General features: G+C 42.4%; 21 protein-coding genes. 5 read left to right on the top strand and 16 right to left on the bottom strand.

The window, feature by feature from the left end; translation table 11 throughout:
* Positions 1 to 12: 12 nt before the first annotated feature.
* From M2353_RS02020 to topB, 6 genes are all read right to left on the bottom strand, one after another.
* Positions 13 to 2,094 carry a cellulose biosynthesis cyclic di-GMP-binding regulatory protein BcsB gene (locus M2353_RS02020; RefSeq protein ID WP_284724846.1) on the bottom strand — a complete coding sequence of 694 codons (2,082 nt, stop codon included), beginning with the start codon at positions 2,092 to 2,094 and terminating at the stop codon, positions 13 to 15.
* A 4-nt stretch (positions 2,095 to 2,098) separates the two neighbouring features.
* Positions 2,099 to 3,322 carry a glycosyltransferase family 2 protein gene (locus tag M2353_RS02015; protein WP_425332881.1) on the bottom strand — a complete coding sequence of 408 codons (1,224 nt, stop codon included), beginning with the start codon at positions 3,320 to 3,322 and terminating at the stop codon, positions 2,099 to 2,101.
* Between the two features lie 37 nt (positions 3,323 to 3,359).
* On the bottom strand, positions 3,360 to 5,075 hold the full coding sequence (locus M2353_RS02010; RefSeq protein WP_284724844.1) for a DUF2334 domain-containing protein: 1,716 nt from the start codon (positions 5,073 to 5,075) through the stop codon (positions 3,360 to 3,362).
* Positions 5,065 to 5,916, bottom strand: a complete 852-nt coding sequence (locus M2353_RS02005; RefSeq protein ID WP_284724843.1) for a GGDEF domain-containing protein — start codon at positions 5,914 to 5,916, stop codon at positions 5,065 to 5,067. The genes M2353_RS02010 and M2353_RS02005 overlap by 11 nt, the downstream gene beginning before the upstream one ends.
* On the bottom strand, positions 5,897 to 6,979 hold the full coding sequence (locus M2353_RS02000) for a glycosyl hydrolase family 8 (RefSeq protein ID WP_173407773.1): 1,083 nt from the start codon (positions 6,977 to 6,979) through the stop codon (positions 5,897 to 5,899). Before M2353_RS02000 ends, M2353_RS02005 begins: the two co-directional genes overlap by 20 nt.
* A 197-nt stretch (positions 6,980 to 7,176) precedes the next feature.
* Positions 7,177 to 9,363 carry a DNA topoisomerase III gene (topB, locus tag M2353_RS01995; protein ID WP_050826972.1) on the bottom strand — a complete coding sequence of 729 codons (2,187 nt, stop codon included), beginning with the start codon at positions 9,361 to 9,363 and terminating at the stop codon, positions 7,177 to 7,179.
* Positions 9,364 to 9,835: 472 nt separating this feature from the next.
* Between topB and M2353_RS01990 the strand changes: the two genes are divergently transcribed.
* Entirely contained in the window at positions 9,836 to 10,132 is a 297-nt protein-coding gene (locus M2353_RS01990; protein WP_034664017.1) for a DUF3817 domain-containing protein, read from the top strand.
* Between the two features lie 57 nt (positions 10,133 to 10,189).
* On the opposite strand, the gene M2353_RS01985 is transcribed toward M2353_RS01990, so the two are convergent.
* On the bottom strand, positions 10,190 to 12,439 hold the full coding sequence (locus tag M2353_RS01985; RefSeq protein ID WP_284724842.1) for a hypothetical protein: 2,250 nt from the start codon (positions 12,437 to 12,439) through the stop codon (positions 10,190 to 10,192).
* Positions 12,440 to 12,599: 160 nt separating this feature from the next.
* On the opposite strand from M2353_RS01985, the gene M2353_RS01980 reads away from it, so the two are divergent.
* Together M2353_RS01980 and M2353_RS01975 are read left to right on the top strand one after the other, a co-directional pair.
* Positions 12,600 to 12,818, top strand: a complete 219-nt coding sequence (locus M2353_RS01980; RefSeq protein ID WP_284724841.1) for a hypothetical protein — start codon at positions 12,600 to 12,602, stop codon at positions 12,816 to 12,818.
* Between the two features lie 13 nt (positions 12,819 to 12,831).
* Positions 12,832 to 13,014: a hypothetical protein gene (locus M2353_RS01975; RefSeq protein WP_284724840.1), complete on the top strand. Its 183-nt coding sequence runs from the start codon at positions 12,832 to 12,834 to the stop codon at positions 13,012 to 13,014.
* A gap of 594 nt (positions 13,015 to 13,608) precedes the next feature.
* Here the strand turns inward: M2353_RS01975 and M2353_RS01970 are convergent.
* Both M2353_RS01970 and M2353_RS01965 read right to left on the bottom strand, forming a co-directional pair.
* Complete coding sequence (locus tag M2353_RS01970; RefSeq protein ID WP_284724839.1) at positions 13,609 to 14,031, bottom strand: pyridoxamine 5'-phosphate oxidase family protein; 423 nt, start codon at positions 14,029 to 14,031, stop codon at positions 13,609 to 13,611.
* A 293-nt stretch (positions 14,032 to 14,324) separates the two neighbouring features.
* The gene (locus tag M2353_RS01965) at positions 14,325 to 15,194 is read right to left on the bottom strand and encodes an SDR family oxidoreductase (protein ID WP_024720227.1); all 870 of its coding nucleotides are present in this window, start codon (positions 15,192 to 15,194) and stop codon (positions 14,325 to 14,327) included.
* 155 nt (positions 15,195 to 15,349) lie between these two features.
* Here M2353_RS01965 and M2353_RS01960 point away from each other — a divergent pair, with 155 nt between their 5' ends.
* Entirely contained in the window at positions 15,350 to 15,961 is a 612-nt protein-coding gene (locus tag M2353_RS01960) for a class I SAM-dependent methyltransferase (protein WP_138825095.1), read from the top strand.
* 16 nt (positions 15,962 to 15,977) lie between these two features.
* Here M2353_RS01960 and M2353_RS01955 read toward each other — a convergent pair whose 3' ends face one another.
* From M2353_RS01955 to M2353_RS01945, 3 genes are all read right to left on the bottom strand, one after another.
* On the bottom strand, positions 15,978 to 18,065 hold the full coding sequence (locus M2353_RS01955; RefSeq protein WP_284724838.1) for a BglG family transcription antiterminator: 2,088 nt from the start codon (positions 18,063 to 18,065) through the stop codon (positions 15,978 to 15,980).
* Between the two features lie 121 nt (positions 18,066 to 18,186).
* Entirely contained in the window at positions 18,187 to 19,269 is a 1,083-nt protein-coding gene (locus tag M2353_RS01950) for a C45 family autoproteolytic acyltransferase/hydrolase (RefSeq protein WP_284724837.1), read from the bottom strand.
* A gap of 87 nt (positions 19,270 to 19,356) precedes the next feature.
* Complete coding sequence (locus tag M2353_RS01945; protein WP_284724836.1) at positions 19,357 to 19,989, bottom strand: GDSL-type esterase/lipase family protein; 633 nt, start codon at positions 19,987 to 19,989, stop codon at positions 19,357 to 19,359.
* A gap of 413 nt (positions 19,990 to 20,402) precedes the next feature.
* Here M2353_RS01945 and M2353_RS01940 point away from each other — a divergent pair, with 413 nt between their 5' ends.
* A complete protein-coding gene (locus tag M2353_RS01940; RefSeq protein ID WP_024720223.1) occupies positions 20,403 to 21,038 on the top strand; it encodes an FMN-dependent NADH-azoreductase in 636 nt (211 codons plus the stop codon).
* Positions 21,039 to 21,072: 34 nt separating this feature from the next.
* Here the strand turns inward: M2353_RS01940 and M2353_RS01935 are convergent, their stop codons facing one another.
* Genes M2353_RS01935 through M2353_RS01920 form a run of 4 tightly spaced genes read right to left on the bottom strand, consistent with a single transcriptional unit; the run spans position 21,073 to position 24,419 of the window.
* On the bottom strand, positions 21,073 to 21,846 hold the full coding sequence (locus M2353_RS01935; RefSeq protein WP_007498093.1) for an IclR family transcriptional regulator: 774 nt from the start codon (positions 21,844 to 21,846) through the stop codon (positions 21,073 to 21,075).
* 14 nt (positions 21,847 to 21,860) lie between these two features.
* Entirely contained in the window at positions 21,861 to 22,865 is a 1,005-nt protein-coding gene (locus tag M2353_RS01930) for a 5-oxoprolinase subunit C family protein (RefSeq protein ID WP_284724835.1), read from the bottom strand.
* A complete protein-coding gene (gene pxpB / locus M2353_RS01925; RefSeq protein WP_284724834.1) occupies positions 22,862 to 23,608 on the bottom strand; it encodes a 5-oxoprolinase subunit PxpB in 747 nt (248 codons plus the stop codon). Before pxpB ends, M2353_RS01930 begins: the two co-directional genes overlap by 4 nt.
* A 19-nt stretch (positions 23,609 to 23,627) precedes the next feature.
* A complete protein-coding gene (locus tag M2353_RS01920; protein ID WP_284724833.1) occupies positions 23,628 to 24,419 on the bottom strand; it encodes a putative hydro-lyase in 792 nt (263 codons plus the stop codon).
* Between the last annotated feature and the right edge of the window lie 4 nt (positions 24,420 to 24,423).

Below are 24,423 nucleotides of genomic sequence, written 5' to 3'. Positions count from 1 at the left end.
TCTTTTGATCGTTTAGAACTCAGTCTTTTTACGGTTTTTTCGTACGAAATAGACAATCATCACAAGCACAAAAAGGATGAGTGCAGCGATACACACAAAGTAAATCCAAGACTCGCTACTGCTTTGTTTTTCACTTGTTTTCAGACTGCTCGATGTGCTACTGACGGATTGATGATTAGTAAACACGCCTTTGTTTTTACTCTCTATTGCAACTGTTGCTTTTTCTGTATTTGTTTGAAGAAATTGCATTACTTCATTTGACACGTTAGCTTCAGCTGCAGTCATTCCTGAAAAGACTGTCATTGTCTGTTCTTTATTCCAAACAGATGGCTGCGTCCATACAATTCGAGCCGTTGTTTCGTTGATCATGCCGAAAGAAGATACATCATACTGATCCTTTTTCACCGGAACAACGAGATCGGCTGCTTTTTCTTTCAGAAGAGAGAATGTTTGAATGCCTCCGATGAAAATGAGAGGGTGATTTTTCAATTGTTCATTTGTCACTTGAGAAGCTTTTATTAAATGATATTGAGCTACTTCTGGCTGACTAAAAGATTCCGTCAACATGGCCATTTGATTGATTGTTTCACGTTTGATTTGATCTGGTATGATGATCAATGTATTTTTCGAAGTGAACGGGAGCGGCCATGCGGCTAAATCTGTCTTTTCACTCGTTGTTCCTTCTGGTATTTGTAAAGAGCTATTTTTGTCAATGAATATCCAGCCTTCTTCATCCGTATGTCTGCAGGATTCCATGTTTTTAAAACCACTTGTGACAAATTGCAAATCAATATATTCATTTTTTTGAAGTATCTTTGAATCGACTGGAATCGAGACATGATAGAATCCATTCGCATCTTTACTGCCTAGTTTTGTTAATGGTACGTCGTGCGGTTCGTCATTGATCATAACAGTTAAACGTTCTGTTTTGCTTGCCGCTGTATCAGATTTTTTGAATGAAAGATTGAGCTTTGCACCTGATTTTTGGTTAGCCAGTAGCGCTTTCGGATAATAGTAGTGGTCGGATGCCGTCTTGTTGGTCCCAACCGTGACATCATCTCCGCCAAAATCTTTCAAACGAATCTTGTGAGATGGTTTAGACGTTTGAGCTACAGCCTTTTGAAGCACTAGGTCTGTTCCAGTCAGTTGATCCGTTAATTCTGACTGAGTTAGAACATTGATTTTTCCAGCGATTGTCACAGGCTTTTCCGCTGTCACAAATAGAATGGGCTGTTCTGTTTTCTTTGCTGTCAAAGTTCTCATCGCTAACGTAAGATGACTGCTTTTCGTTTTAATTCCTGCAGCTTGTTCAATCGTTTTCATCCGTCCATCCCAGCTTCCTTTAGCTCCCACAGCAATCGTTGGGTGCGCCACTTGCTTGATGTCCTTTTCTTGGATAAGTTTGATCTCTTTTTGGCGATCTTTGTTTTTCAACGTACGGTATACTTTGATGGCCGCTTCTAATTCAGCTGCATCCGGTGAATTAGGAATTACAATATCTGTCTGTTCTTTCTGATCACCTGTTTGAATAAAAGGTGATGGAAAGCTATCTAATGTGAAATCTTTTGTCTGGATTCCTTTGAATGTAAGTTCACTTTCAGGATACACTTTTAGCCAATTAGCAGGTGTCTCTTGGTTGATACACACGCCTTCTTTTAAAACACCATAAAATGTGACCTGAATGCGGTGAGTACCTTTTTTCAATTGTGCTTTGTTCAACTTGATTTGAATCGACTTCTTCTGGTTTTTCCCTGATACAGGGATGGTCTTTTCGATCTCTCCATCAATCATAACAGTGAATGAGGAAGGTGAAATCAATAATGGTGAAGCCTCTATATTGAACGTCAATGTGCTTGACTTTGTTTTTTCCTGATCCACTTGATAGGTAAATTCAGTGCGGTCTTCTTGCCCATATAAGGTCACTACGTCTTCTGATAGATGCTGCGTTTTTGTTTTGCTTTCTTTTGAAGATTGAACCCAATCATCTTTGACTTGAACTCGGTTGGATTGCGCCATTGCTTGACCTGCCATGAAAAAAGGCTGGATCGCTAAGGATAATCCTAATATATAAATCAACCATTTTAACGATTTCAATATGTCACCCGCTTTTCTTTTGTTGTTGATTGTAACGCTCGGTTTTGTACCATTTCACTTCTTGTTTCAATAATCGGCTTTTCACCTCTACACATAAGGAGTACACAACAAGCGCAATCCATACTTGGGAATAGGTAAAGTACATGAGAACGACAATGAGAATGTTTTGTTTGGTCAGCTCTGTTTTCTCTATGCTTAACGTAATCATCACTTCTGTTAAAAAGAGGAAGAAGGCTAACCCCCATAGGATGAGTGCCACAGCTCCCACAGATAAGTGAAGATCAACGAATAAGTTTACGATAAAAATGCCGTTGGAGAGCAGTACACCAAAGAAAAATAAGAAATACGTAAAGAAAAAATAAAATAAATCGAAAATCATTCGTTTTCGTTTTAATTTCATAAACTGCCTTAAAAATTTGAGCACAACATATTGGTTGCCTCTAGCCCAGCGTGTTCGTTGCCGCCACCAGACTTTCCATGTTTCAGGCTCTTGTTCCCATGTAATCGCAGCAGGAAAGAACCGAATCACATAGCCCAGATTATACACACGAATTGTTAATTCAGTGTCTTCAGCTAGTGCATGGACATCCCAGCCGCCAAGCTCTTCTAAAATGTGCCGGCGGATCGCAAAGTTGGTGCCTGGTATCGTCGCAATGCCAAACCATTTCCATCTCCCGCCTTGCGCCATCCACTGGAAGCAGATCGTTTCTATGTTAATGAATTTTGTCAGGAGGTTTTTGGCTGCATTGATGACCCTGAATTTCCCGACAACAGCACCTGCTTTAGGATCATTCAATAATCCAAGAACCAAATGGTAGACGGCTTTCTTTTCAGGCATATTATCTGCATCGTATACACAAATAACGTCTCCTGTCGAAGCCTTCAAGCCTTCATTCAGTGCAGTAGATTTCCCCTTCCCTGCAAATGGCGGCTTTGTTTCAATCATATGAACATGATCGTATTGCTCACTAAATGATTGCACAATCTCCCCTGTACGATCAGAGGAATTGTCATTAATCACAATGATTTCAAGAAGGTGTTCGGGATAGGATAACTGGACCATGGCTTTTAGCGTCTGCCGAATGACCACTTCTTCATTATGTGCTGGAATGAGAATGCTGACGGTCGGCAGATCTTTCCCTTGTTTCGTCCATTTAGGCAGCACTTTTTCGTAAGTTAAATAGTGCTGAAAGCCTCCCTGCATCAGAAACATATGATATAGGAGCATGATCCAAATCAGTATTAATGATAGGTAAAATAAGATATCAGCCACCTGATTTTCTCTCCTTAAAGATCCGTTTTTTCATCGTCAGCCTTAAATACAATGTGTAAAAAGCAAATGCCACAATAAAGAGCAACACCACCATTGTGAGTATTCGAAGCATATTTTCCATCCCGCTTCGTTTGTTTGTTTTTGGTTCAGCTATATTGGATTGCTTTATTTGAATCTGTCCATTTCCTGCTGTTTTGATCTGGACATTCTGAGTTTGAACAGTCTGTTTTGTTTTCTTTAAATCTAGCCATTCACTAGAAGGGATCGCATCCATTTGTGTGATTACATCTTGCAGCCCATCTATCCCCGCTTCCACATCATAGGACAGCCCAATGGCGGCGGATTGGATATGCTGCATGGATTGAATTGTCTGCTCAGTCAGTATGTTTGCACCTTCTTGGTCAGATGCTATATCTATAGACTGTTCAGGATATAAAGTCATGCCATGAAGCATGACGGGTGTCGACAAAAATGGTGATGCACTTCTTGTTTTCCATGTACGGTCTGAGAGCTGCACCTGTCCAAATAGACTGGACACATGGCGGGAAATCACTTCATAACCTTGCAGGGAAATGGCGTCATTTGGTACTTCAAATGCAAGCGGATATAACCCCTGCTGCGCGAGCAGTTCAATGCCTTTTGTCAGCTTTTCTTCTGTATAGATGGCTTCTTGATGTTGATTGGATGTGATATACGCATTAAAATCTTTTTCATTCGGAAAAAAGCTTTTGTTCAGCTGCTGATCAGCTTTCTCTGGTTCATTTGACGTAACGGGCTGATCGTACTTTACATCCCAGAATTCAAAGCCTTTACCCGACTCCTCCGTTCGATACGTACGGCTAAACCCGTGAAGAACGACACTAGCTCCATTGCTTTGCAATTGTTTTAACACGTGGACAAGTTTAGGCCGGTCACTGAGCGTCACTTCATCTCCTGTTGCTGGATCAATCCATATAGGGGTCACCGCCAGTAGAAAAGGGATATGGCGAGCTGTTACGTATCGTCCAAGTTTAAGTAACTTCTTCTCATCCGTGACAGGGTTAATCTTCCCAATCTGTAAGTACTTTGTCGTCGTTTGATTAGAAGCCGGCAGGAGACTTTCCAGCACCTCTGCAAGCAGCTTGTCGTGCTGAAGGATATTTAGCATTCCGATATATGCCGCACCTTCTTTTGTTTGAATCACAAATGGCTGTTCAGCTTGATTTTTCTTCAATAAGAATTTACGTTGCAGATCTGCACCTTGAACCGTCTGAGCTGTGATTCCTCTCTCTAGCTGACGGTATTCTTGATCATCAGTATCTTTGATTTGACTGATGTGATCTTGTTTGTGAAGAGTAAGCTTGGAGAATGGACGAAGCTGTTCCGCATTGTATCCTATTGCGATTAAGCGTTTTGATTCGTTTATGAGACGAATGGTTTGTGCTTTCAACGTTCTCTTTTCTTCACCTATATAGATAACTAGCTGAGAGTCATTGAGGTTCTTTTCAGTGATTTGTTCATCAGATAAAATGGTCGTTCGTGTGGAAAAATGCCCCACAAGTACATCAAGCATATGAACAGTTGGCGTTGTCTCACCTGATTGTGTGGAATAGACGATGAGGGTCCTTGACTCTTTCTCAAGTGCACCGGCTGATGTACTGTCTTTGATCGAAAGCATAGAGAAAAGAACGATTAACAAACAACATTTCGTCAAAACATTAAAGTTCATTCATCATCATCTCGTTTTCTAGTTCTTCTAAAAATTGCTCTGGTGTCCGATAGTCCGAGCTGCTTGTTAAATGACAGACATGAAAAGTTAAGGTCACTTCACGACCATTTAGCAGGACATGCGTTTGCAGTTTATCCTTTAGCTTTTCAAGAACGATCGAGACGTTTTCTGCAGGTGTGTGAGTGAGCAGCAGCCCGATTCGTTCCTCGGATAATCGAAATTTCTTATCGGTTTCTCTCACACTTTCGCGAATCTTCATACTGAGTTGCTGGAAAAGATGCTGCATTTCTTTTTCTCCATATAATGTTTTGAATTCCGCTGAGTAGTGCATATGAAGAAGGATAAAGACGAATGGCTGTTTGTATCGTTCTGCTCGTTTCATTTCCTCAGACAATTCGAGCCTCATCCGCTCTGCATTGTCAAAGCCTGTGGTTGAGTCAATCGCTACAAATTGTTTGATGGCCCTCTTTTGTTGGTCAATGGTGTGACGCATCGTTTTTATTCGCTCATGCACATTTCCAGCAGAAATAGCAAAAAAGAGAAGCGCCACGCCCCATATCACGACATCTTGCAACGTTTGATGAGAAAAGAGTGAATTTGTGTGACCAAGCTCTGTAAAGAACATCCCGCTTCCTATAAAGAACAAAATCAACAAAGTAAAAACCAATGCTGGCAAAATACCAAATAAAATGCCGCATCCTATCACGACAAATGTGAGTGTGATGATCATGGCACTCTCCGCATCACGTCCATTCAAGTAGCCCATAAATAAAATGAGTCCCGCAAACGTGAGGAGCACCGTATAATACGTGCGATAGGTGTTACTGAATAACCTTTTCATTTAGAAGCTCCCTTTCTGCAATTAGAGGCAATAAATTATCAAATGAGTGTGTATCTTTTTCGTTCATGTAGCCTCCGTAATAAGGCTTGAGAGGATCTTGGATTTGCAGCTCTTTCATTCGGTGATAGACGTCTTTTGCAAAATCATCTTCTCCTTGTTTGAGTGCATATAAGATCACCAGTGCATAGACTGAAGGTGATTCATACGTCACTGCTGGCTGTAATGTGCTCAGTTTATATCGTCCATACAGTTTTCCTTCCTTTTGGAAGTTGGTTTTCAGCCATTTCATGATGACTGTTGTATCAACCTGTGCACGTTCGGCATAAAGAGCCGTATAAAGCTGGTCGATCAAGTTGATTTCCTGATCAAACGAGTAGACTTTCTTCGCTATGTCATAGGATTTTGGAAAAAATCCTTTTTGTCTCGGTGCATTTTTTAGAATGGCCAATTGGTTGTTCATCATTTGTTCTGTGAATAGGTGGAGGGATACTAGTTCTTTGATTGCTTTTGGGTCAAGATATGAAAGTGTGATTGTATGTGAAGTTTGCTTTGTCGATGCATCATAATAGTCGGTCAACATACCCTTGAACATGTTTTTGTCTTTTAACGCTTTTGCGATTTTTTTGGCTGTGGTTTGATACACTGACTTCTGCCACAATTGATCTGCTTTTTGAAGCGCTGTTACTACACGTAAGTCATCAACTAAAGCATTGACTTTGCTTTTTTGATGAGATTCGATTTGCCAGCTAAGAAGATCATGTTCCAGTAAGAATTGAGTGCGCAGGACATCTACCTGTTGATCAAAAGATGTTTGATCTTTTTTTCTAACAAGATAATCCATCCAAAGTCCGAGCGATTCTGATAAGTAAGTAGGCTGCTCCGCAAGCGAGGTGCGAATCATGCCTTGATCTGTCATTAAGTGGTGAGTCATAAAGTACTCTCCTGACAATACTGGCTTTGCAGGTTCTGGTTGAGCTGAATGTTGCTGCTGTTTCCAGGTACATCCGCCTAGTAGAATGACAATGAGTATAGCGATAGCTGTACGATATATGGGTGTATCCATTCGTGTCCCCTTTCAATCCTTGTTCTCTCTAAGCATCTAACGATTTATTATAGAGCGTTTCTGTTTAAATGAAAATAAATATTTTATACCAAATTACGAGTCTTTTCGCTTACATATTCCCATTTACAGAAAAACAACATGTCAAAATACTCGAACAAACAAAAAACCCATGCGAATTCACATGGGTTTTTACAAGACTATTGATCTAATTTTAGTTTCTTCAATTGTTCTGCAAGTGCGTTATTGATTGGTTCTTCCACTTTCTTTTGTTTCTTCATATATTTAGACACATCGTGCTTACTGGCTCGTTTTTGATTGGATTGTGATTTGCGTTTTTCGAAAACAGACAGTTTCTCTCTATGACCACAAACACAGGCAAATATTTTGCCATCGCCTTCCCCGCGCAGCTCAAGCTTTTTATGACAGTTCGGGCAGCGTGCATTTGTTTTCTTTGCCACATTTTTTCGATGTCCGCATTCTCTATCCTGACAAACAAGCATGGTGCCGTTTTTCCCGTTCACTTTTAACATGAGTTTTCCGCAGTCAGGACAATGTGTGCCTGTCATGTTGTCATGCTTAAAGGTTTGGTTCGTTTGTTTGATTTCAGATACGGCTTGTTTTGCATATGACTTCATTTCACTCATGAATTGAGAAGCTTTCAATTGGCCTTTCGCAATTTTAGACAGCTTTTGTTCCCATTCCGCTGTTAACGCAGGTGACTTTAAATCTTCAGGTACTAAAGAAAGAAGCTGCTTCCCTTTCGATGTGATGAAGATGTCTTTGCCTTTTTTTTCAATTAAGAAGCTGTTAAACAGTTTCTCAATGATATCAGCTCTAGTTGCCACTGTCCCCAATCCACCTGTTTCACCAAGGGTTTTCACTAAGTCTTTTTCCTTGTTCTGCATAAATGCAGACGGGTTCTCCATGGCAGATAAAAGGGTCGCTTCGTTAAAACGAGCAGGAGGTTTCGTTTCGCCTTTTGTCTCTTTTAATTGGCGTACGTCAAGTGACTGCCCCTCTGTTAATGCCGGCAAGTGCTGATCTGCTTCGGCTGATTCCTCGTCTTCATAGGAATCATCGTACACGGCTTTCCAGCCGGCTGATTGCACAATTTTTCCTTTCGCTGTGAATGTCTCACTGCCGATCTTGGCGATCACTGTTGTTTCCTCATATTCAAAAGGGGTCATCAGTACAGCGAGGAATCGCTTGGCAATCAGGTCATATAATTTACGCTCTTTATCGCTTAATGCACCTGGATACAGCTCTTCCTCGGTTGGAATGATCGCATGGTGATCTGACACTTTGGCGTCGTTGACAAAACCTTTATGTGCTTTAATGCCTGATTGTAAAATGCGATTCACATGCTGTGCGTAAGGTCTAACGTTCATTCCTTTGAGTCGATCTTTTAATGTAGGCACGATATCTGCTGAAATGAAACGTGAATCCGTACGCGGGTATGTGACGAGCTTATGCTGCTCATACAGACGCTGAAGTGTAGACAGTGTTTCTTTTGCTGAAAAACCGTAGCGTTTATGGGCATCACGCTGCAATTCTGTCAGGTCATACAACCCTGGAGCAAAGGATTTTTTCGCTGTTTTTTTCAGTGCATCAATCACCGCAGGTTTTCCTTTACAGGCTGCCAAGCGCTCCTTCACTACATCCTCTTGGAATGTACGGTTTTGTTTTGTCTTTGCATCCTGCCAAGTCAGCGTCAGTCCGTCTACTTGTGCAGTCAGCCCAAAGAACGGCTTCGGCTGGAATTGCTGAATGTCTTCCTCTCGCTTGGCGATCATAGCAATCGTTGGCGTTTGCACACGTCCACAGGATAACTGCGCATTGAACTTCGTTGTCAGCGCTCTTGTTGCGTTGATCCCTACAATCCAGTCTGCCTCTGCACGCGCCACCGCAGAGCGGTACAAGTTGTCATACTCTCTGCCGTCTTTTAATCGTTTGAACCCTTCTTGAATGGCTTTGTCTGTAACAGACGAAATCCATAAACGTTTTAGAGGCTTTTTCACATGTGCTTTTTCAAGAATCCACCTTGCCACAAGCTCCCCTTCACGTCCAGCATCTGTTGCGATGACAATGTCTTTTACATCCTTTCTCGCCAGCTGCGCTTTGACCGCTTGGAACTGCTTCCCTGTCTTTTTCATCACGACAAGCTTGAGTGGTTCTGGAATAATTGGTAAATCCTCTAGGCGCCAGGATTGAAATTCTTTCCCGTAGCCTTCTGGATCAGCCAGTGTCACCAAGTGGCCCAGCGCCCACGTGACAATGTATTGATCTCCTTCTAAGAAACCATTTCCTTTTTTATGACACTTCAGCACACGTGCAAGGTCACGTCCTACCGAAGGTTTCTCTGCTAATACAACTGTTTTTGACACGAAATTTCACATCTCTTTCTTCTATTCCATCCTTTTATTATAGCAGACGTGGAGATGCGGTTCTAATGACTGAACATAAATGAGAAATAGAGCTGAAATACTAGTGTAAAGACAACACACTTGAAATAGAGACATATCTACACTGAAACGTATTCAGAAAGTACCACGAAATTAGAGCTTGTAGTGCCGCATAGGCACCAACCCGCCAAATTTTCGTTCATCATATGTTTTCCAGTCATACAAAAAAACCCTCTGTATTCAAAAGGCGTTAGAAAAAAGAATTTAGCATTTATGCCCTAGCTCGTTTCATTGATATCGATTAATCTTTAAAATCCATCACAGCTGCAATTCTCCCATTTTTTAAAAATAACATGAACATATTTTGAATTTTTCGTAGATTATCGCATGTCCAGACGATCTTTCGTTTATATTAGAAGATGAGAAACTAGCTTTTATACAGGAGGATTTGTATATGCATACAAGTATTAGCCGTCTTCGACAGGCGGGTTTTATTGAGGGTATGTCTCTTTTAACCCTTCTTTTAATTGCCATGCCTCTAAAATATTTTGCGGATATTCCGATGGCAGTCACTATTGTAGGCTCTCTTCATGGCGCATTGTTTGTGATCTATATGCTCGTTTTGGCATATGTGACCTTTAAAGTTCGCTGGCATTTGAAATGGTCCATCGCTGGTTTTTTTGCGGCTTTCATTCCTTTCGGTAACTTCGCCTATGATAAGGTGCTTCGCCAGTATGATACAAAAGCTTAATCAAAAGGGCTAAAACGAAATTCGTTTTAGCCCTTTTTCTACATGCTGACGTATTTTTTAAATCGATGCATATTTCACAATGGCTGCTTGACGTGTCATTTCGTGATATGCCACCCATAATTCATCACCTGGCAGTACGCTAGTGATCGGATCGATTGGCTGTTTCACTTCATACATCACGCCATCTCTCTCAATCTGAATGATCGCTAACGGCTGGTTGCCGATGACACCGGAAAATGTGACATGGGTCACTTTTGCACTTCCTTGTTTCTCTTGCATAAGACTGATTTCTTTATCCAGCTCTTCTTGTTTTGTCTGCATCGTGATTTGAGTTCCTGGCGCGACCTCCATATGGTCAGGGATGAATTGACTGACCGTTTTTGTGATGGATTGACCTCCGCTAGAAACCGTCACATCCAGCATAATAGGCTTCTGATCATGAATTGTGACTGGATATTGCTTCACCCGCTGGATCGTTCCTGTTAATGTCACGTCTTTCCCCGCACGATTCCGCACTTCATGCCCATAGGCTGCCATTTTCAACTGACCGCTGATGTCAACGAGATCGGCTTTTTCTCCTGTTCTAAACTCAAAACCAGCGGCTTGAATCATCGGAATGGTATACCTTTTCTGATCTGCTTCAAATGTAAGTGATAAGACGGTGCCTCGTCCTACGGTTCCATATGATTCTATGTTTCTTAAAATAGCGCCTTTGATGAACTTTGGCTCGCTCGGCTGCGAGAAGTCACCCTCTTTTAAGAGCATCGCTTTTTTCTTTTTCGGATTGTAGAGAATGGCGATACGCTGACCCGGCTGCGGTATCTGAGTATAGGATACAACCGTTTTAACCGCCTTCTCGATATTTTCCCCATCATATTGAAATTGAAGCTGCATGTTGACCAGCGGCTGTTCATTGATGTAGGTACCCGTTTCTTTGACAGATACAATATTGGCTTCTAATGTGACACTGTCTTTTATCTTGTTCTTTCTCACCAGTCTCAAAATCGGCGGCAGGAAGATCGCTAGCACAAATAACAGCAGTGGGATAAAGAGCCATATCGCCCAGTTGAGAATGAGTGGTCCGCCCTTCATGACATATTGCATAAAGGTGTCAACAGACGTTTGGTGGGCTGGACTGGCATTTTCGATTGAGATGACCTTTTGCAAAGGGAATTCCTTTAGCTGTTTGCTTTTCGCCTCAAATGCCCCCGTTAATTGGTTGCCAAGTGAATAATAGAGCCAATCGCTCTTCACATTTTTATGAAAAGAGAGATCTTCTTTTTGTAAAGATTCATATGACAACGACTGAAAAAGCTTGCTGGCAGACGTCGCCTTATTTGTGCGATGATTATAAATATAACCAGTCAGCTTGCCTTTTGCTTCGTCCTTTGCTGTAGAGCCTGCAAGAAGAACTTCTTCTTCATTCAGCTGGTAGATAAAGGTTTGGTAAATCGGTTTTGGGGTTGGGACGACTTCCCCAAGCCTTCCCTCTGCATCCACTTTCCTTGGTCTTTTTGGATAGTTGGATTCGACAGCGACAGCAACGTTTTGTGATGATCCGATCGTTTTTTGCAGCTGCTGCACGACTTTATCTTCAATGAGGCTAAACGGTTCAGCACTTTTGGAGACATAGACCCCAAGCTGATGTTTCTCGTTTGAGATTCCGCTGACATACGCCTTCTGGTCATTTTTCAAAGTCAATTCAAACATAGGGAATGGGGTCTGCCCTCTAAAAGAATTCATGACGACATCGATGGAAACAGGTCTTGCTGGCAGCTTCAGCTCGTTGAGATTGTGGACATGAAACTGACCATTCTTTAGCTCACCGAGGACCGCAGCAGCGCCTTCCTTTTCTCCTGTAAACAAGAGTCGTCCATTCCATTGATATGTATTCGTTTTTAAAAACGAGGGTATCTGTAGATTTTGCTTAACGAGCTCTTTCTTTTCCCCGCTCGGCGTTAGTTTCTCGATCAACAGCTGCCCCTCTTTATTTTTTAAAGCAAGTAAGAGGTTGTTCCCTTGAGTGGTTGGCAACATTTCATTAAACGTATCGCTTTCCGTGGTCCATTCACTGATTCTTTTTCCTGATTGGGGATCATACATTGCAAAATGGAGCTGCTGGTTTTTTGATACAGCACTCACCACTCGTTTTCCTTCATCAAATGTAAATATTTGTTTGACGTCATATTGCGTCGCTTTCCCTGCGGACAAATCATCTTGGTAATGGTTCCACACCAAGACACTAAGAATGATTGCTGGAATAAAGAAGACAATATACCTGAGGAAAATCACTGGTATTCTTTTCACTTGATCGCTTCCTTTCATGGAGTTCCTTTTTCTTATACGTCAGTGCAGCGAGAATGTTTCATGCTAGCAGAATACCATTCCAACTTTCTAAATCCATATTTTACATATTTGATTATTTACGATAAAATCCAATCAGATTCAAAAAAAGGATGTTATCTCAATGGATAAGCTATCATCGATCATTCTAGCGGCTTGGCTGCGTGTTCCCCGTTGGTTCAAGCAAGGGGTGCTCGTATCTATTACCATTTTCTTTTTTTATATGTGCTTTGTAAAGGGGCTGACTAGCTGGCACACCTTGCCGCCTGTCACTTTGCTCGCATGCGCCATTTGTTCCTTCTTCATCTGGTTTGTGTGGCTAAACAGTCAAAAAAATAAGTAAAAAGGAGAATTTCATGAAAGAATCCATCTTTTATTTTGCTATCTCTTTTGTTCTTCAATGGGTTTGGTTTGGGGTTGTGCATTCAGATAGAGGCGTGACACTGCTGGACATGTTGATCTTCTCTATTTTGTTTACGGTGATGTTCTTTTTTATTGGCCGGATTTGGAGGTATCAGAAGAAAGGGCGAAGGGAGTGATGATGAAGCATTTCCTCTTTCTGTCGATGAGTGTTCGTTGTTCTATTGTTAGCGGCGAATCTATTTGAAGGGGATGTCATGCGGATGGTGTCCGCTTTTTTTCTTCCTTTTTCCTATTTTATTGTTTAAAACGTAAAAAGGCTGCCAAATAGATGGCAGCCCGTTTCTTACTCTTTTCATGCAAATAAATAATCAATGTTTAATCTCCGTCACGGAGTGTATGAATTAAGATTCGATCATATCAGTGTGTCATATGTGTTCCGAGTGAACCTACGTTTGAAAGTAAACGCCATGGAAGTTCTGGATAACAAGACAACGAAAGCCCTACCTCTCATTCGTCCTTACGGCTCCGAAGCCGTGCCAGTGTGAATTGTAAATCAAAACGTCTTTTTTCCATTCTTCCGCTTTTATAGGGGGCGGTTGCAGAAGGAAAAGAATAAGTTTGTTCGCTTTGACAGCGTCTCGTTCTTATCAAGTAGAAGCTCTATTGCTTCTCATTATGTCATAGAAAAAAGAAAGTTTACTTTCTTTATTTATTTGCTATTTCAACACTTAATATAAAACTATAACACATTCCCCCAACTTACGCAAGTGTTAAAGTGATAATTCTGCTGGTGTCCGGTTTCCTTCGTTCATATAACGAATGGAGGTTGGGTCAATCTTAAGGATCACTAGGTTTGGATCATCTTTTCCTTTAAACCATTTCTCCATCTCATCAGACCAAAGGCGGTCGATCAGTTCTGGATCATCCGTTAATGTGGCTTTACCTGCGATTTCTGCATATGTGTCCCCAAATCCTTCACCTGAATAACCAATGAAAATATGAACATTCGGATTTTTTTCAATCTCATCAGCTTTATGTGTTTCTTTGCTTGTTGGTGTATATAATGTCAGCCCTTCATGAAAAAAAGTCATATAGCGGGTATGCGGCTTATCTTGTTCAACAGTCGCCAATGTTCCCACTTTTTGTTCGTCTAATAAGTTCATTACCTTTTGCTTTAACTCTTCTTGTGACATGTATCTTCACTCCTTCAAAATGTCATCCGTACTCTTAGGTTTCCACGACAATCCATTCATTAAACAAAGAAATGTGTTTTTCATAAAAAGACATCTTCTAGCTGATGCTATAAAAAACGGATACATTGAAAGGGGAAGTTGAATATGCATCATGAAACGATGTTCCATTTGAGTTCACTTGTTATTGCAGCGGTTGTTGTGGGCATTATCATATGGTCTGTCTCATCTGTACAGAAGAATCGGAAGAAATACTAAATACACCGCCCAATTAAATCTGGGCGGCGTACTATTGATCATGTATTCATAAAGGAACCGCCGTTGACGTGAAGTGTCTGTCCTGTCATATAAGACGATTCGTCCGAAGCAAGCAGTACATAGCAGCCTACATGCTCCACAGGCTGTCCTGGTCTTCCCATTGGCGTCTCGGCACCGAAGCTTTCGACACTGTCTTCATCAAATGTAGATGGAATGAGCGGCGTCCAAATTGGACCGGGTGCTACACCGTTTACCCGAATTCCATCTTTCACAAGCGACTGTGCCATAGAACGAGTAAAGCCGTTGATGGCCCCTTTTGTCGCTGTATAATCAATGAGCACTTTGTTGCCTCGATACGGGTTAATAGATGTTGTATTAATAATGGAACTTCCCGGTTTTAAGTAATCGAGTGCCTTCTTCGTAAAATAAAAATAGGAATAGAAATTGGTTCTAAAGGTTTGGTGAAGCTGTTCACTAGAAATATCTTGAATACGTTCTTTCGGATGCTGTTCGGCCGCATTATTGACTAAGATGTCCAGCTGTCCAAAGGCTTCAACTGTCTTTTCTACCGCTTTCTCACAAAAGGCTTCGTCCCCGACATCCCCTGCAATCGTTAAACATTTGACGCCTTCCTGTTCTACACGTTTTTGCGTATCCTCTGCATCCTCATGTTCATTTAAGTATACGATCGCGACATGAGCTCCTTCTTTGGCATACGCGACAGAAACGGCACGTCCAATTCCGCTATCTCCACCTGTAATCAGCGCTACTTTTCCTTTTAGCTTACCAGACCCTTTATACGATTCATCCTCATAGATCGGCGCAGGATTCATTTCTCTTTCACTGCCTGGCTGCTGATCCTGCGTTTGGCGCGGAATGCCATTTGTTAAGTATTCACGTAAATCCATGTGTAAGCTCCTCCTTGATTTGTTGATGTATCCTTTCATTACCACTTCATTTTTTCACTCAAACATCCCTATGCGTCATCGATGCGTTTTGAAAACTGACAGGTTTCAGGATGGGAAAAATCGGTTACATAAACATAAAAAAGGAGCGTTCTCACATGCTGTCAACCATTTCCAAAACCTTTAGCAGACCAAAAGGCTGGCTCGGAAGCATCGCAGGTTTTATTATGGCAAATGAAAATAAGGCACTGAATCAATGGGCGATCCAGCATTTAGATTTATCAGATGGTGAAAACATATTGGAAATAGGCTATGGCCCCGGCTATAGCATCAAACATATGCTCAAGCATTATGACGATCTTCACATTGATGGACTAGATGCTTCTTCAACTATGAAGGAACAGGCGCATTCGCGTATAAAGAAACGATCCAAAGAGAAGCAGGTCCGGCTATATGTCGGGAAAATTGAAAAAACACGCCTGCCGGCAGATCAGTATGACAAAGTACTTTCTGTTAACAATTATACGATTTGGGATGACCCAAAGGCTGGCGCACTCAACCTTTATCACACCTTGAAACCGGGCGGAACACTCGTCATTGTGATGCAACCAAGAGAAAAAGGAGCGGACGCCAATCGAACAAAAGAAATGAGCGAAAGCATCCTCAATGATTTAGAATTTGCTGGATTTGATCAGTTTTCTGTTGAATATGAGGAGATTCGTCCCACCCTCGCTGTCTGTGTCACAGCAAAAAAGCCGAGAAGCGAATAAGCTCTCGGCTTTTTTCTTACCATTTTGCCTCTTTGACAAATTGATAAAAAAGTTGATGTAATTTCTGTTCAATCTCTTCCTTTGTTCCTTGTCCATAAAGTGCCATGCTTTCTTCGCTTTCAATGATGGATGAACTGATCAGGCTAAACATTTCAGACCCTTCTTTGCCAAGCTCTAGCGGCGCCAGCATGAGGAGCATTCTGGACATAAGCTGCTGCCCGCCATCCATGCTTTTGATCTCGTATGCCTCATCAAGATCATAGATATGAAAGACCGGTTTCTTAATGAGATCATGCTTTAAGTGAAAAAGAGCAAACTCGGTTCCTGGAATGCCTAAACCACCTTGCTGCTCACGCTCAAGTAAACCGGCTGTCACTTCGTCTGCACGTTCTAAATAGCCTTGACTTTCAACCTGACGCATCAGCTCTCTCATTGTTGACTCATGCTGCTCCGTCGTCTTCTTTTTTTCGATTGTAAAATGGGACAAGATGCTGCGAATCACTGACATATAATTCGTGATTTGCTCTGCCATCCCTATCATATCAACCGTTTCCTCCACCGATTCTTTTGCAGATTCCTGCGCTCTTTTTTTCTCAATCAGATAAGGAATTTTTCGTTTAATATGAGACTTGACCCGCACCGCGTCATCCTCGTTTAAGAGCGGGCTGACCATAATGTAATCAATATGCTCATAGGGGATCGGCACGGTTGATACAATCATGTCATAGCTTGCAGCGTCGATTTCCTTTAGCTCCATTAAGGAAGATAGATCGAATTTGGCGATCTCAGGCAATTCTTTTTTTAATCGTGATGCGAGCATTTTTGACGAACCGATACCGCTTGAGCAAACGACCAATGCATGAATCTTGGTTTCTTCTTTTTTAATTTCAAGCACCGAACCAAAATGAAGCACGATAAAGGCAATTTCATCCTCTGGAAATTCGATCTCAGGAAAGAAGCGCTCCACACCTTCTTCAATCGCCATGAACAGCAAGAAGTAGTCTTTTTTTATTTGTTGTGTGAGCGGATTATAAATCCGCATCTTTTCTTTTAATCGGTTCATAGCTGGTTCAAGATGAGACACGAGTCCCTCATACAATGAATCGTTTTCATTTAAATGATAGCCTGTTTTATGAGAAATAAAGTCAATGAGTTTCTTCGTTCTCAGCGCGATATCTAACTCAATCTCATCAATGCGGTATTCTGCCGTAAAGCTTCGATTTGCACTGCGCAAATGGATGGTCATGTATCCAACTTCAGCTTCAGGAATCTCTACATTAAACATGCGTTCTAATGCTCGTGCGATTCTGAGTGAAGATTCAAATTCCTTCGTCCGCTTTAATTCAAGCAATTCTTCCTCTTCCATCCGAATGGTTTCACCGATTTGAATGCGTTCAATGGCATAGGTTAAGTGAACGACAAGTGCAATATAGGCACTATCTGACAACGAGAGAGAGAGTCTGTTTTTCAAATGAAAGAGCAGCCTTTCTACCTTGAGCAGCTGTCCTCGACTGACTACCCCAAACACCTTTTCAGTCGCTTTCGTTCGATGTTTAATATTCATCTCAATCGTTTCGAGAAATAATTGAATGTCGAGACGGTCAACAATCAGGTTCCCGACAATTTTTCGTTTGGCTTCCTCCGGTCCTTTTAATTCAATGCCGTACCCACGCTTGCGGATAAGCAGTAAACCGTAAGGAGCGATCCAGTCCGTCAGTTCATCTAAGTCGTAGCTGATGGTCGCATTTGTGACCTGCAAGTCGGCTGCAAGTGTATATAATTTCACCGGTTCTTTTGCTTCAAGCAGGGCACACAGGATTAAGAGCTTCCGTTCATCAGAACTATATTCAATTTGATCTTCATTTGAAATATGAGACAGAAGCCGCTGTTTGTCTTTCTGTTCACCGACCGCCTTCAAGCCCTTCCCCGGCTGTTTATCAAGTGATAGGTTGTAATTCTTTAAAATAGGTTTAATGGATTTAAGTTCTCTATGAATGGTTCTTGTACTTACCTGAACAGAATCGGCGATCTCACGAATGGTGACATAACGATTTTGCTGAATCATATATTTGATCACTTTCTGTTCTCGTGCCGTTATGTACATGAAATGCCTCCTTCTGCTTAAATAGGTCTATTGTCACACTTTAATATAAAACGCTTTCACTGATCGATGCAACCTGAAGTTGATCTAAATTTGGCACACAGGCTGTGACAAAATGAAAGACTCACACGTTTCTCCAAAAGGAAGGTCCATAATCCTTTTGATGAAATTGAATCGTTTGTTCATGAAATGGCAGTGTGCCCCCGACCTTTAATGAATAGGTAGGATTATAGACGGGAGAGCCAAAGCAATACTCCATCGTCCCTTCCTCCGGCCGAAACATGACGGTTCGCATCGTCCCAAACAGCTCTTCATAATTGTGCACAGTCAGACCAGCAGGGTATTCTGTCTGAAATAGTTCCGTAAGAGACTCGCTTGACGGCTGTTCTTCTAAAGCTTGAATTAACATGTCGTACCTGACAACAGAATGATGTTTCGTCAACCCTTTTGCCGTGTGATCAGCGAGCGGATGGTTCGTAGCCGCAATAAATCCACGCTCCGGCCTTCTCACCTTTTTTTGCCCATCAATCATTTCAATCACAGCCGCCTCTCCCTTCCGGTCAGCAAGCATGAGGTGAACATTAGACGCGACAGGCATTTCCTGTACCAAACGGACGGCATCCTCCACCGTTTTACAGGACTCTAGCACAGCACGAATGACATGATATACTTGCAAGCCAGCAACAGCAGGCGGCTTTAAGCCTGGTTCGTTGCCAACAGGCGGACCGCATGCAGAAAATGTCACCGATAGACCATGTTCATTCATCCCATCCGATCGACCAAATAAGATTAATGATGAGCCTGCATGGACTGCTGAGCCCTTCACATGTGTAGATACAAGACGCATATCATCAAACAGCGGAGAAAAATCATAGTTGCGCAGCATCACCGTCTGTTGATTGGCAGCCTCATTCCCTTGCATCACACAATGGGAACAGCCTGGCTGAAGATGCGAAGAATAGAAAAAGGTCAAATCGCTTTCATCTATTTGCATAGCATCACAAAATCCCGAGAGCTCTTCTTCTAACTGAGGAAGAAACGGTCGAACCAGCTGCTTTGTTTCCTTCACAGCCTCTTTTGATAACGGTTCTGATTGAATGTATTGTTTCTTAAGCAAAGGGCGTTCCTTCAGCCAAATAGCCTGCTGCTTTCCTACCTCATAAGCTGTTCCTTTCAATTCATGAAAATACGCACTCATCTCCTGCATGCATCCACCTCTTTTGTCTTAGTTTCTTTTATCATATCGAAACAGCCCTTCATTTAAAAGAATGAAAAAAACTGTAATCCCGCGGGATCACAGTTGCTTAGCGGATTGTTGAAACAGCGCTTCTGCCATTGCTTCATATCCTTTGTGGTTCGGATGAAATTGATCAATCGATAAGTATGCGCTTTGATGACCTTCAAATACACCGTAAATATCCACCACTTCTACATGTGGATTCGTAGCAAGCTGGCGAAGGTGATGGTTGTATTGCTTCAGCCATCTCTCGGCGATCGGAATCTCAGGAAAAGGATTATATAAATTCAATAAATATACGCAGTATGGTTGATGCTGCCCTCTTTTTATCAGAGCGATTTCTTGAACCATTTTGCTAAAATTCGCCTGACAATGCATAGACGCTTGCAGCAGTGTCTTTTCATCTTCACCTTTTTCATACTGCAGAACAGCTTGAACAAGATCATTCCCGCAGCCTGTGATGGTGATGACGTCAGCATGAGCAATCGCCCGTCTTACATCAGACCGCTGAAAAAGCTGCAAGATCTCTTCCGTTGTTAACCCTGATTTCGCAAATACGGACAGTTTCACCGGTATATGTAGCTTCTTTTCAAGCTTCGCCGCATATCGCTCCGTAAAACCGCCGCCAAATAAACGTGCCCCCACCCCAACCGTTAAGGAATCTCCAATCGCAACATAGGATCGTCCCACTCTTATCCCTCACTCTCTCCTACCTTCTCTTATATATACGAAAAAGAAGAGCAAATGCTTGTAGCAGATGGCTTAAAGGCATCCACCTTTTTTTCAAAAACGCAGGATGAGCGCATTTACAAACACTTTACTTGCGATATCGATCCATTTTTTGTTCAATGGAAGTAGGGTTTTTTGCTTAAATCGCGGACTTGAAGCGTTTCAGAAAAATTTACAAACTTTTTATCTTGATTTCAAGACTTTATACCTTGACTTCAAACTATATAGTGATTACAATGAAAATATCAGTTTTTATGTAACTGTGCTTGTTACATCTTTTTCATAGCATTCCAATATGATTAAAGATGCCACATATTCAGTGTATCTTTGGGATACGCTAAAAAAATCATTGAAACAGGAAGGATTGAATGAACATGGCAAAAGTTTTATACATCACTGCACATCCGCATGATGAAACAGTTTCTTACAGTATGGCTACTGCTAAAGCATTTATCGAATCTTATAAGGAAGCAAATCCAAGTGACGAGGTTGTACATATCGATTTGTACAAAGAAAACATTCCTCACATTGATGCAGATGTATTCGCTGGATGGGGCAAGCTTCAATCTGGTGCTGGCTTCGATACACTTTCAGCTGAAGAGCAAGCGAAAGTTGCTCGCCTAAACGAATTAAGCGATCAATTCGTTTCTGCTGACAAATACGTATTTGTTTCACCACTTTGGAACTTCTCATTCCCACCAGTTCTTAAAGCATACATCGACTCTGTTGCTGTAGCTGGTAAAACATTCAAATACACTGAGCAAGGTCCTGTTGGATTACTAACAGACAAAAAAGCGCTACACATCCAAGCACGTGGCGGATACTACACTGAAGGTCCTGCTGCTGAACTTGAAGCAGGTCACCGTTACCTTGGAACAATTGCAAACTTCTTCGGTATCCCTTCTTTCGAAGGTCTTATTGTTGAAGGTCACAATGCTGAGCCTGCAAAAGCAGAACAAATTAAAGCAGATGCGATCGAACGTGCAAAAGCTTTAGGTAAAACTTTCTAATCATGAACACGCAAAAAGCCAATGATCTTAACGGTCATTGGCTTTTTATTTGTTCAGATGCAAAACCTAATTCTTTTGAAATGCCGCTGGCCGCTTTTTTGACCTGCTCAATTAAATAAGGAAGCCGTTCCTTTTGATAGCCAGCTTCAAACCCTGCAATACTAATGCCTGCTGCCACTTCTCCGTGATGATTGAAAATGGGCGCTCCAATAGCCGCAGTATAGTTTTCAAGCTCTGAATAGCTTAACGTATATCCACGCCTGTTTGATTCTTCGATCATGTTTCGCAGGACATCTTTATCGGTAATGGTTCCGATCCCGATTTTCCCGAGCTCTACCGAATCAATATAGGCAAGTCTCTCTTCCTCTGGCAAAAAGGAAAGAATACTTCTCGCACAAGCTCCCGCATATAATGGGGATCTTCTTCCGACAGCGGTATAGAGCCGGACAGGCTGCGTTCCTTCCATTTTCTCCACATAAATGGCTTCATCTCCTTCACGAATAATGAGCTGAACAGCCTCACCTACCTCATCACGCAAGTTTTCCATAAAGGGCCTTGCAATTCTACGGATATCGAGGCGGTCTGCGACAAGCTGACCGTATTCAAGGAACATCAATCCTAATCGGTAAACACCTGAAGGATGCTTTTCTAATAACCCCATATCGGCTAACGAGTTGGCCATTCGGTGTACAGATGTTTTGGGCATGCTCGAGAGCTCAATCATGTCATTTAACGTTAATTGTTCGTGTGTGATAAAAAGCCGTAATATTTCCATTGATTTCACAACAGTTTTATTTGTGTTCTGCATGTTTCTCACCTTTTCTAAAATGAAAATGCTTCGAGTTTTAATCTTGCCGTCAGGTCCTTCATCTCTGCTTCTTGTGTGAATAAGGCTTGCTCTGCTTCTTGGCGGCCAATTTGTTGAAACGTGAGATTCGCTCCAGGCATCGCCTGCGCAATGAGCGGCAAATCGACTGTTGCCACCTCACCAATACGGGGATATCCACCTGTCGTTTGACGATCTGCGAGCAGAATAATCGGCTGGCCGTCAGGAGGAATTTGAATAGAGCCAAAAGCAACCGCTTCTGAAATCAATTCAAGTTTTTGCTTTAAACGAATCGGTTCCCCTTTCAATCTGCATCCCATACGATCAGATTGGGGAGTGACCTGATAAGACCGTTCGAAAAAAGCTTGTTGCGATTCTTCCTGAAAATGAGATAGATGTCTGCCTGCCAGCACCCGAATGACTGGTGATTTCCCGAGAGGCAAAAAATGCGCATGATTGACTGTCCAGTCTGGCGCACGTTCCCCTTTGCTTTTTAACATGTGAACGAGGCTCTCCGCCAGTGGTGACGGTTCTCCCATTGGCAGGACGTCTCCTTTTTCTAGCGGACGCCCTTCTATCCCGCCTATCTTCGCTCTGACATACGTACTTTTACTTTTCATCACCGGCTCAACATCAAATCCACCGGCTACAGCGAGGTAGGAGCGGCATCCCCTCTTACAAGGGCCAAAGGTGATCGTGCTTCCTGCTCGAATGAAGAGTGGTTTCCATAGAGGCGCTTGTTCGCCGTCAATCTCAATCTCCACATCAGCACCGGTCAAGGCAATCAGCTGATCCTTCTGACATGTCAACACTGGGCCGGGCCCCATTAAAGTGATTTCCAGCACCGCTTCGTTTTCTTGATTCCCGGTGAGGATGTTGGCGATTCGGAGCGAGAGCGGGTCCATGCCGCCGCTCGTTAACACACCGTACTTCTGATAACCTATTCTCCCTTTATCTTGAATGGTGGTGAACATTCCTGGCTTGATGACATGCATACTCAACGATCTTCCTCCTTCATGCTGAAAAATTCCTTTTCAGACAGTTGAACAAATCGAACCTCGTCCCCTGCCTTTAGTAGACTAGGTCTCTCAGCATTCGGCCGAAATAAGGACAAAGGGGTTTGTCCAATGAGCTGCCAGCCTCCGGGTGTAGATATCGGATAAACCCCTGTCTGCTTCCCTGCAATACCCACAGATCCTTTTGGAATCGACATTCTTGGTGTTTGTCTGCGCGGAGCTGCAATTTTTTCAGAAAGTCCGCCTAAAAACGGGAACCCAGGAGCAAACCCAATCATATAGACAAGATACGTCCCGGATGTGTGAATGCGTACAACTTCTTCAGGCGTCAAATCATTGATATGGGCGACTTCTTCTAAGTCAGGACCGAGCTCTCCTCCATAACATACAGGAATGTCGACGATCCGGCGCTTTGCCTGATTCCCCTCCTGCCAGTTGTCTTCAAGGAGGTTTTCAATATAGTCTTTGACCCATTCATACGGAGAGATCGCACGTTGCTTAAGCTGAGCAGATTGATACACCTTATAGGGCTCATAAAAGACGGTCACGTTTGTAAAAGCTTGAACAGCTTCCACATATCCTTCAAATGGATGCTGTTCAATACATGAAAACAGCTGCTTCACACGCTCATGAATGTCTTCACTTATGTCAGTCCCGGCTTGGATGACAATGGCTGCGTCTCCTAGCGGGTGGAACGTGATCGTATCTTTTATCGTTGAAAATGCCACTCTTATGACACCTCTCTTTCTACAGGACACCGAGCTTTTGATCTCTTACATCTGTAATAAACATATGACCGGGTGCATGGGTGATCGCAATGTCTGGCTTAGTGTGCATGACGATGGCTTGCGGCGTCACACCACATGCCCAAAACACCGGAACTTCCTCTTCTTTGATCACAGATGGTTCTCCAAAGTCTGGTTGATCTACATGTTCAATGCCAATCACAGCTGGATCACCTATATGGATAGGACCGCCATGTACCGATGGGAATCTAGACGTCACCTGAACACTTCTTGTGACTTGATGCGCTGGGATCGGCCTCATGCTGACAACCATCGGACCATGGAATACACCTGCCCTTTCACATGAAATGTTCGTTTGATACATTGGGACATTATGTCCATTTTCAATATGACGGATAGGAATGTCATTCAGCATGAGTGCATGCTCAAACGTAAAGCTGCATCCGATGAGAAAGCCCACCATATCATCCTCCCAATAGGAAGAAATATCTGTTATCTCTTCTTGAAGAACCCCTTTTTTGTAAACACGGTATTTAGGGAAATCCGTTCGAATATCGGCATCAGGTGCTGAACGCCTTGGCACTGGATCACCTGGGTCGAGCACATCAAGCAAAGGACACGAAGCCGGATTCCGCTGACAAAATAAAAGAAAATCGAAGGCCAGCTCTTTTTTGACGATCATTAAGTTGGCTTGCGCAAATCCCTCAGCAAAGCCAGCCGTTGGTCCTGTGATCTTCTGCTTACGAATCAATTCCCTTATTTGTGACGGCTTATAGGTTTGATATGCTTTCATGTGA

It is taken from the genome of Bacillus aerius (genome assembly GCF_029894105.1).
In the GTDB taxonomy this organism is placed as follows: Bacteria; Bacillota; Bacilli; order Bacillales; family Bacillaceae; genus Bacillus; species Bacillus altitudinis.
The sequence above is the reverse complement of the archived record's forward strand: the minus strand, read 5'-3'. Positions and strand labels throughout refer to the sequence as shown.

Bases quoted from the DNA above. Each gene is read 5' to 3' on its own strand.
- M2353_RS02015 (WP_425332881.1), bottom strand. From the start codon at position 3,322: ATGCTCCTATATCATATGTTTCTGATGCAGGGAGGCTTTCAGCACTAT.
- M2353_RS02010 (WP_284724844.1), bottom strand. From the start codon at position 5,075: ATGAACTTTAATGTTTTGACGAAATGTTGTTTGTTAATCGTTCTTTTC.
- M2353_RS02005 (WP_284724843.1), bottom strand. From the start codon at position 5,916: ATGAAAAGGTTATTCAGTAACACCTATCGCACGTATTATACGGTGCTC.
- M2353_RS02000 (WP_173407773.1), bottom strand. From the start codon at position 6,979: ATGGATACACCCATATATCGTACAGCTATCGCTATACTCATTGTCATT.
- M2353_RS01990 (WP_034664017.1), top strand. From the start codon at position 9,836: ATGCATACAAGTATTAGCCGTCTTCGACAGGCGGGTTTTATTGAGGGT.
- M2353_RS01980 (WP_284724841.1), top strand. From the start codon at position 12,600: ATGGATAAGCTATCATCGATCATTCTAGCGGCTTGGCTGCGTGTTCCC.
- M2353_RS01975 (WP_284724840.1), top strand. From the start codon at position 12,832: ATGAAAGAATCCATCTTTTATTTTGCTATCTCTTTTGTTCTTCAATGG.
- M2353_RS01970 (WP_284724839.1), bottom strand. From the start codon at position 14,031: ATGTCACAAGAAGAGTTAAAGCAAAAGGTAATGAACTTATTAGACGAA.
- M2353_RS01965 (WP_024720227.1), bottom strand. From the start codon at position 15,194: ATGGATTTACGTGAATACTTAACAAATGGCATTCCGCGCCAAACGCAG.
- M2353_RS01960 (WP_138825095.1), top strand. From the start codon at position 15,350: ATGCTGTCAACCATTTCCAAAACCTTTAGCAGACCAAAAGGCTGGCTC.
- M2353_RS01955 (WP_284724838.1), bottom strand. From the start codon at position 18,065: ATGTACATAACGGCACGAGAACAGAAAGTGATCAAATATATGATTCAG.
- M2353_RS01950 (WP_284724837.1), bottom strand. From the start codon at position 19,269: ATGCAGGAGATGAGTGCGTATTTTCATGAATTGAAAGGAACAGCTTAT.
- M2353_RS01940 (WP_024720223.1), top strand. From the start codon at position 20,403: ATGGCAAAAGTTTTATACATCACTGCACATCCGCATGATGAAACAGTT.
- M2353_RS01935 (WP_007498093.1), bottom strand. From the start codon at position 21,846: ATGCAGAACACAAATAAAACTGTTGTGAAATCAATGGAAATATTACGG.
- M2353_RS01920 (WP_284724833.1), bottom strand. From the start codon at position 24,419: ATGAAAGCATATCAAACCTATAAGCCGTCACAAATAAGGGAATTGATT.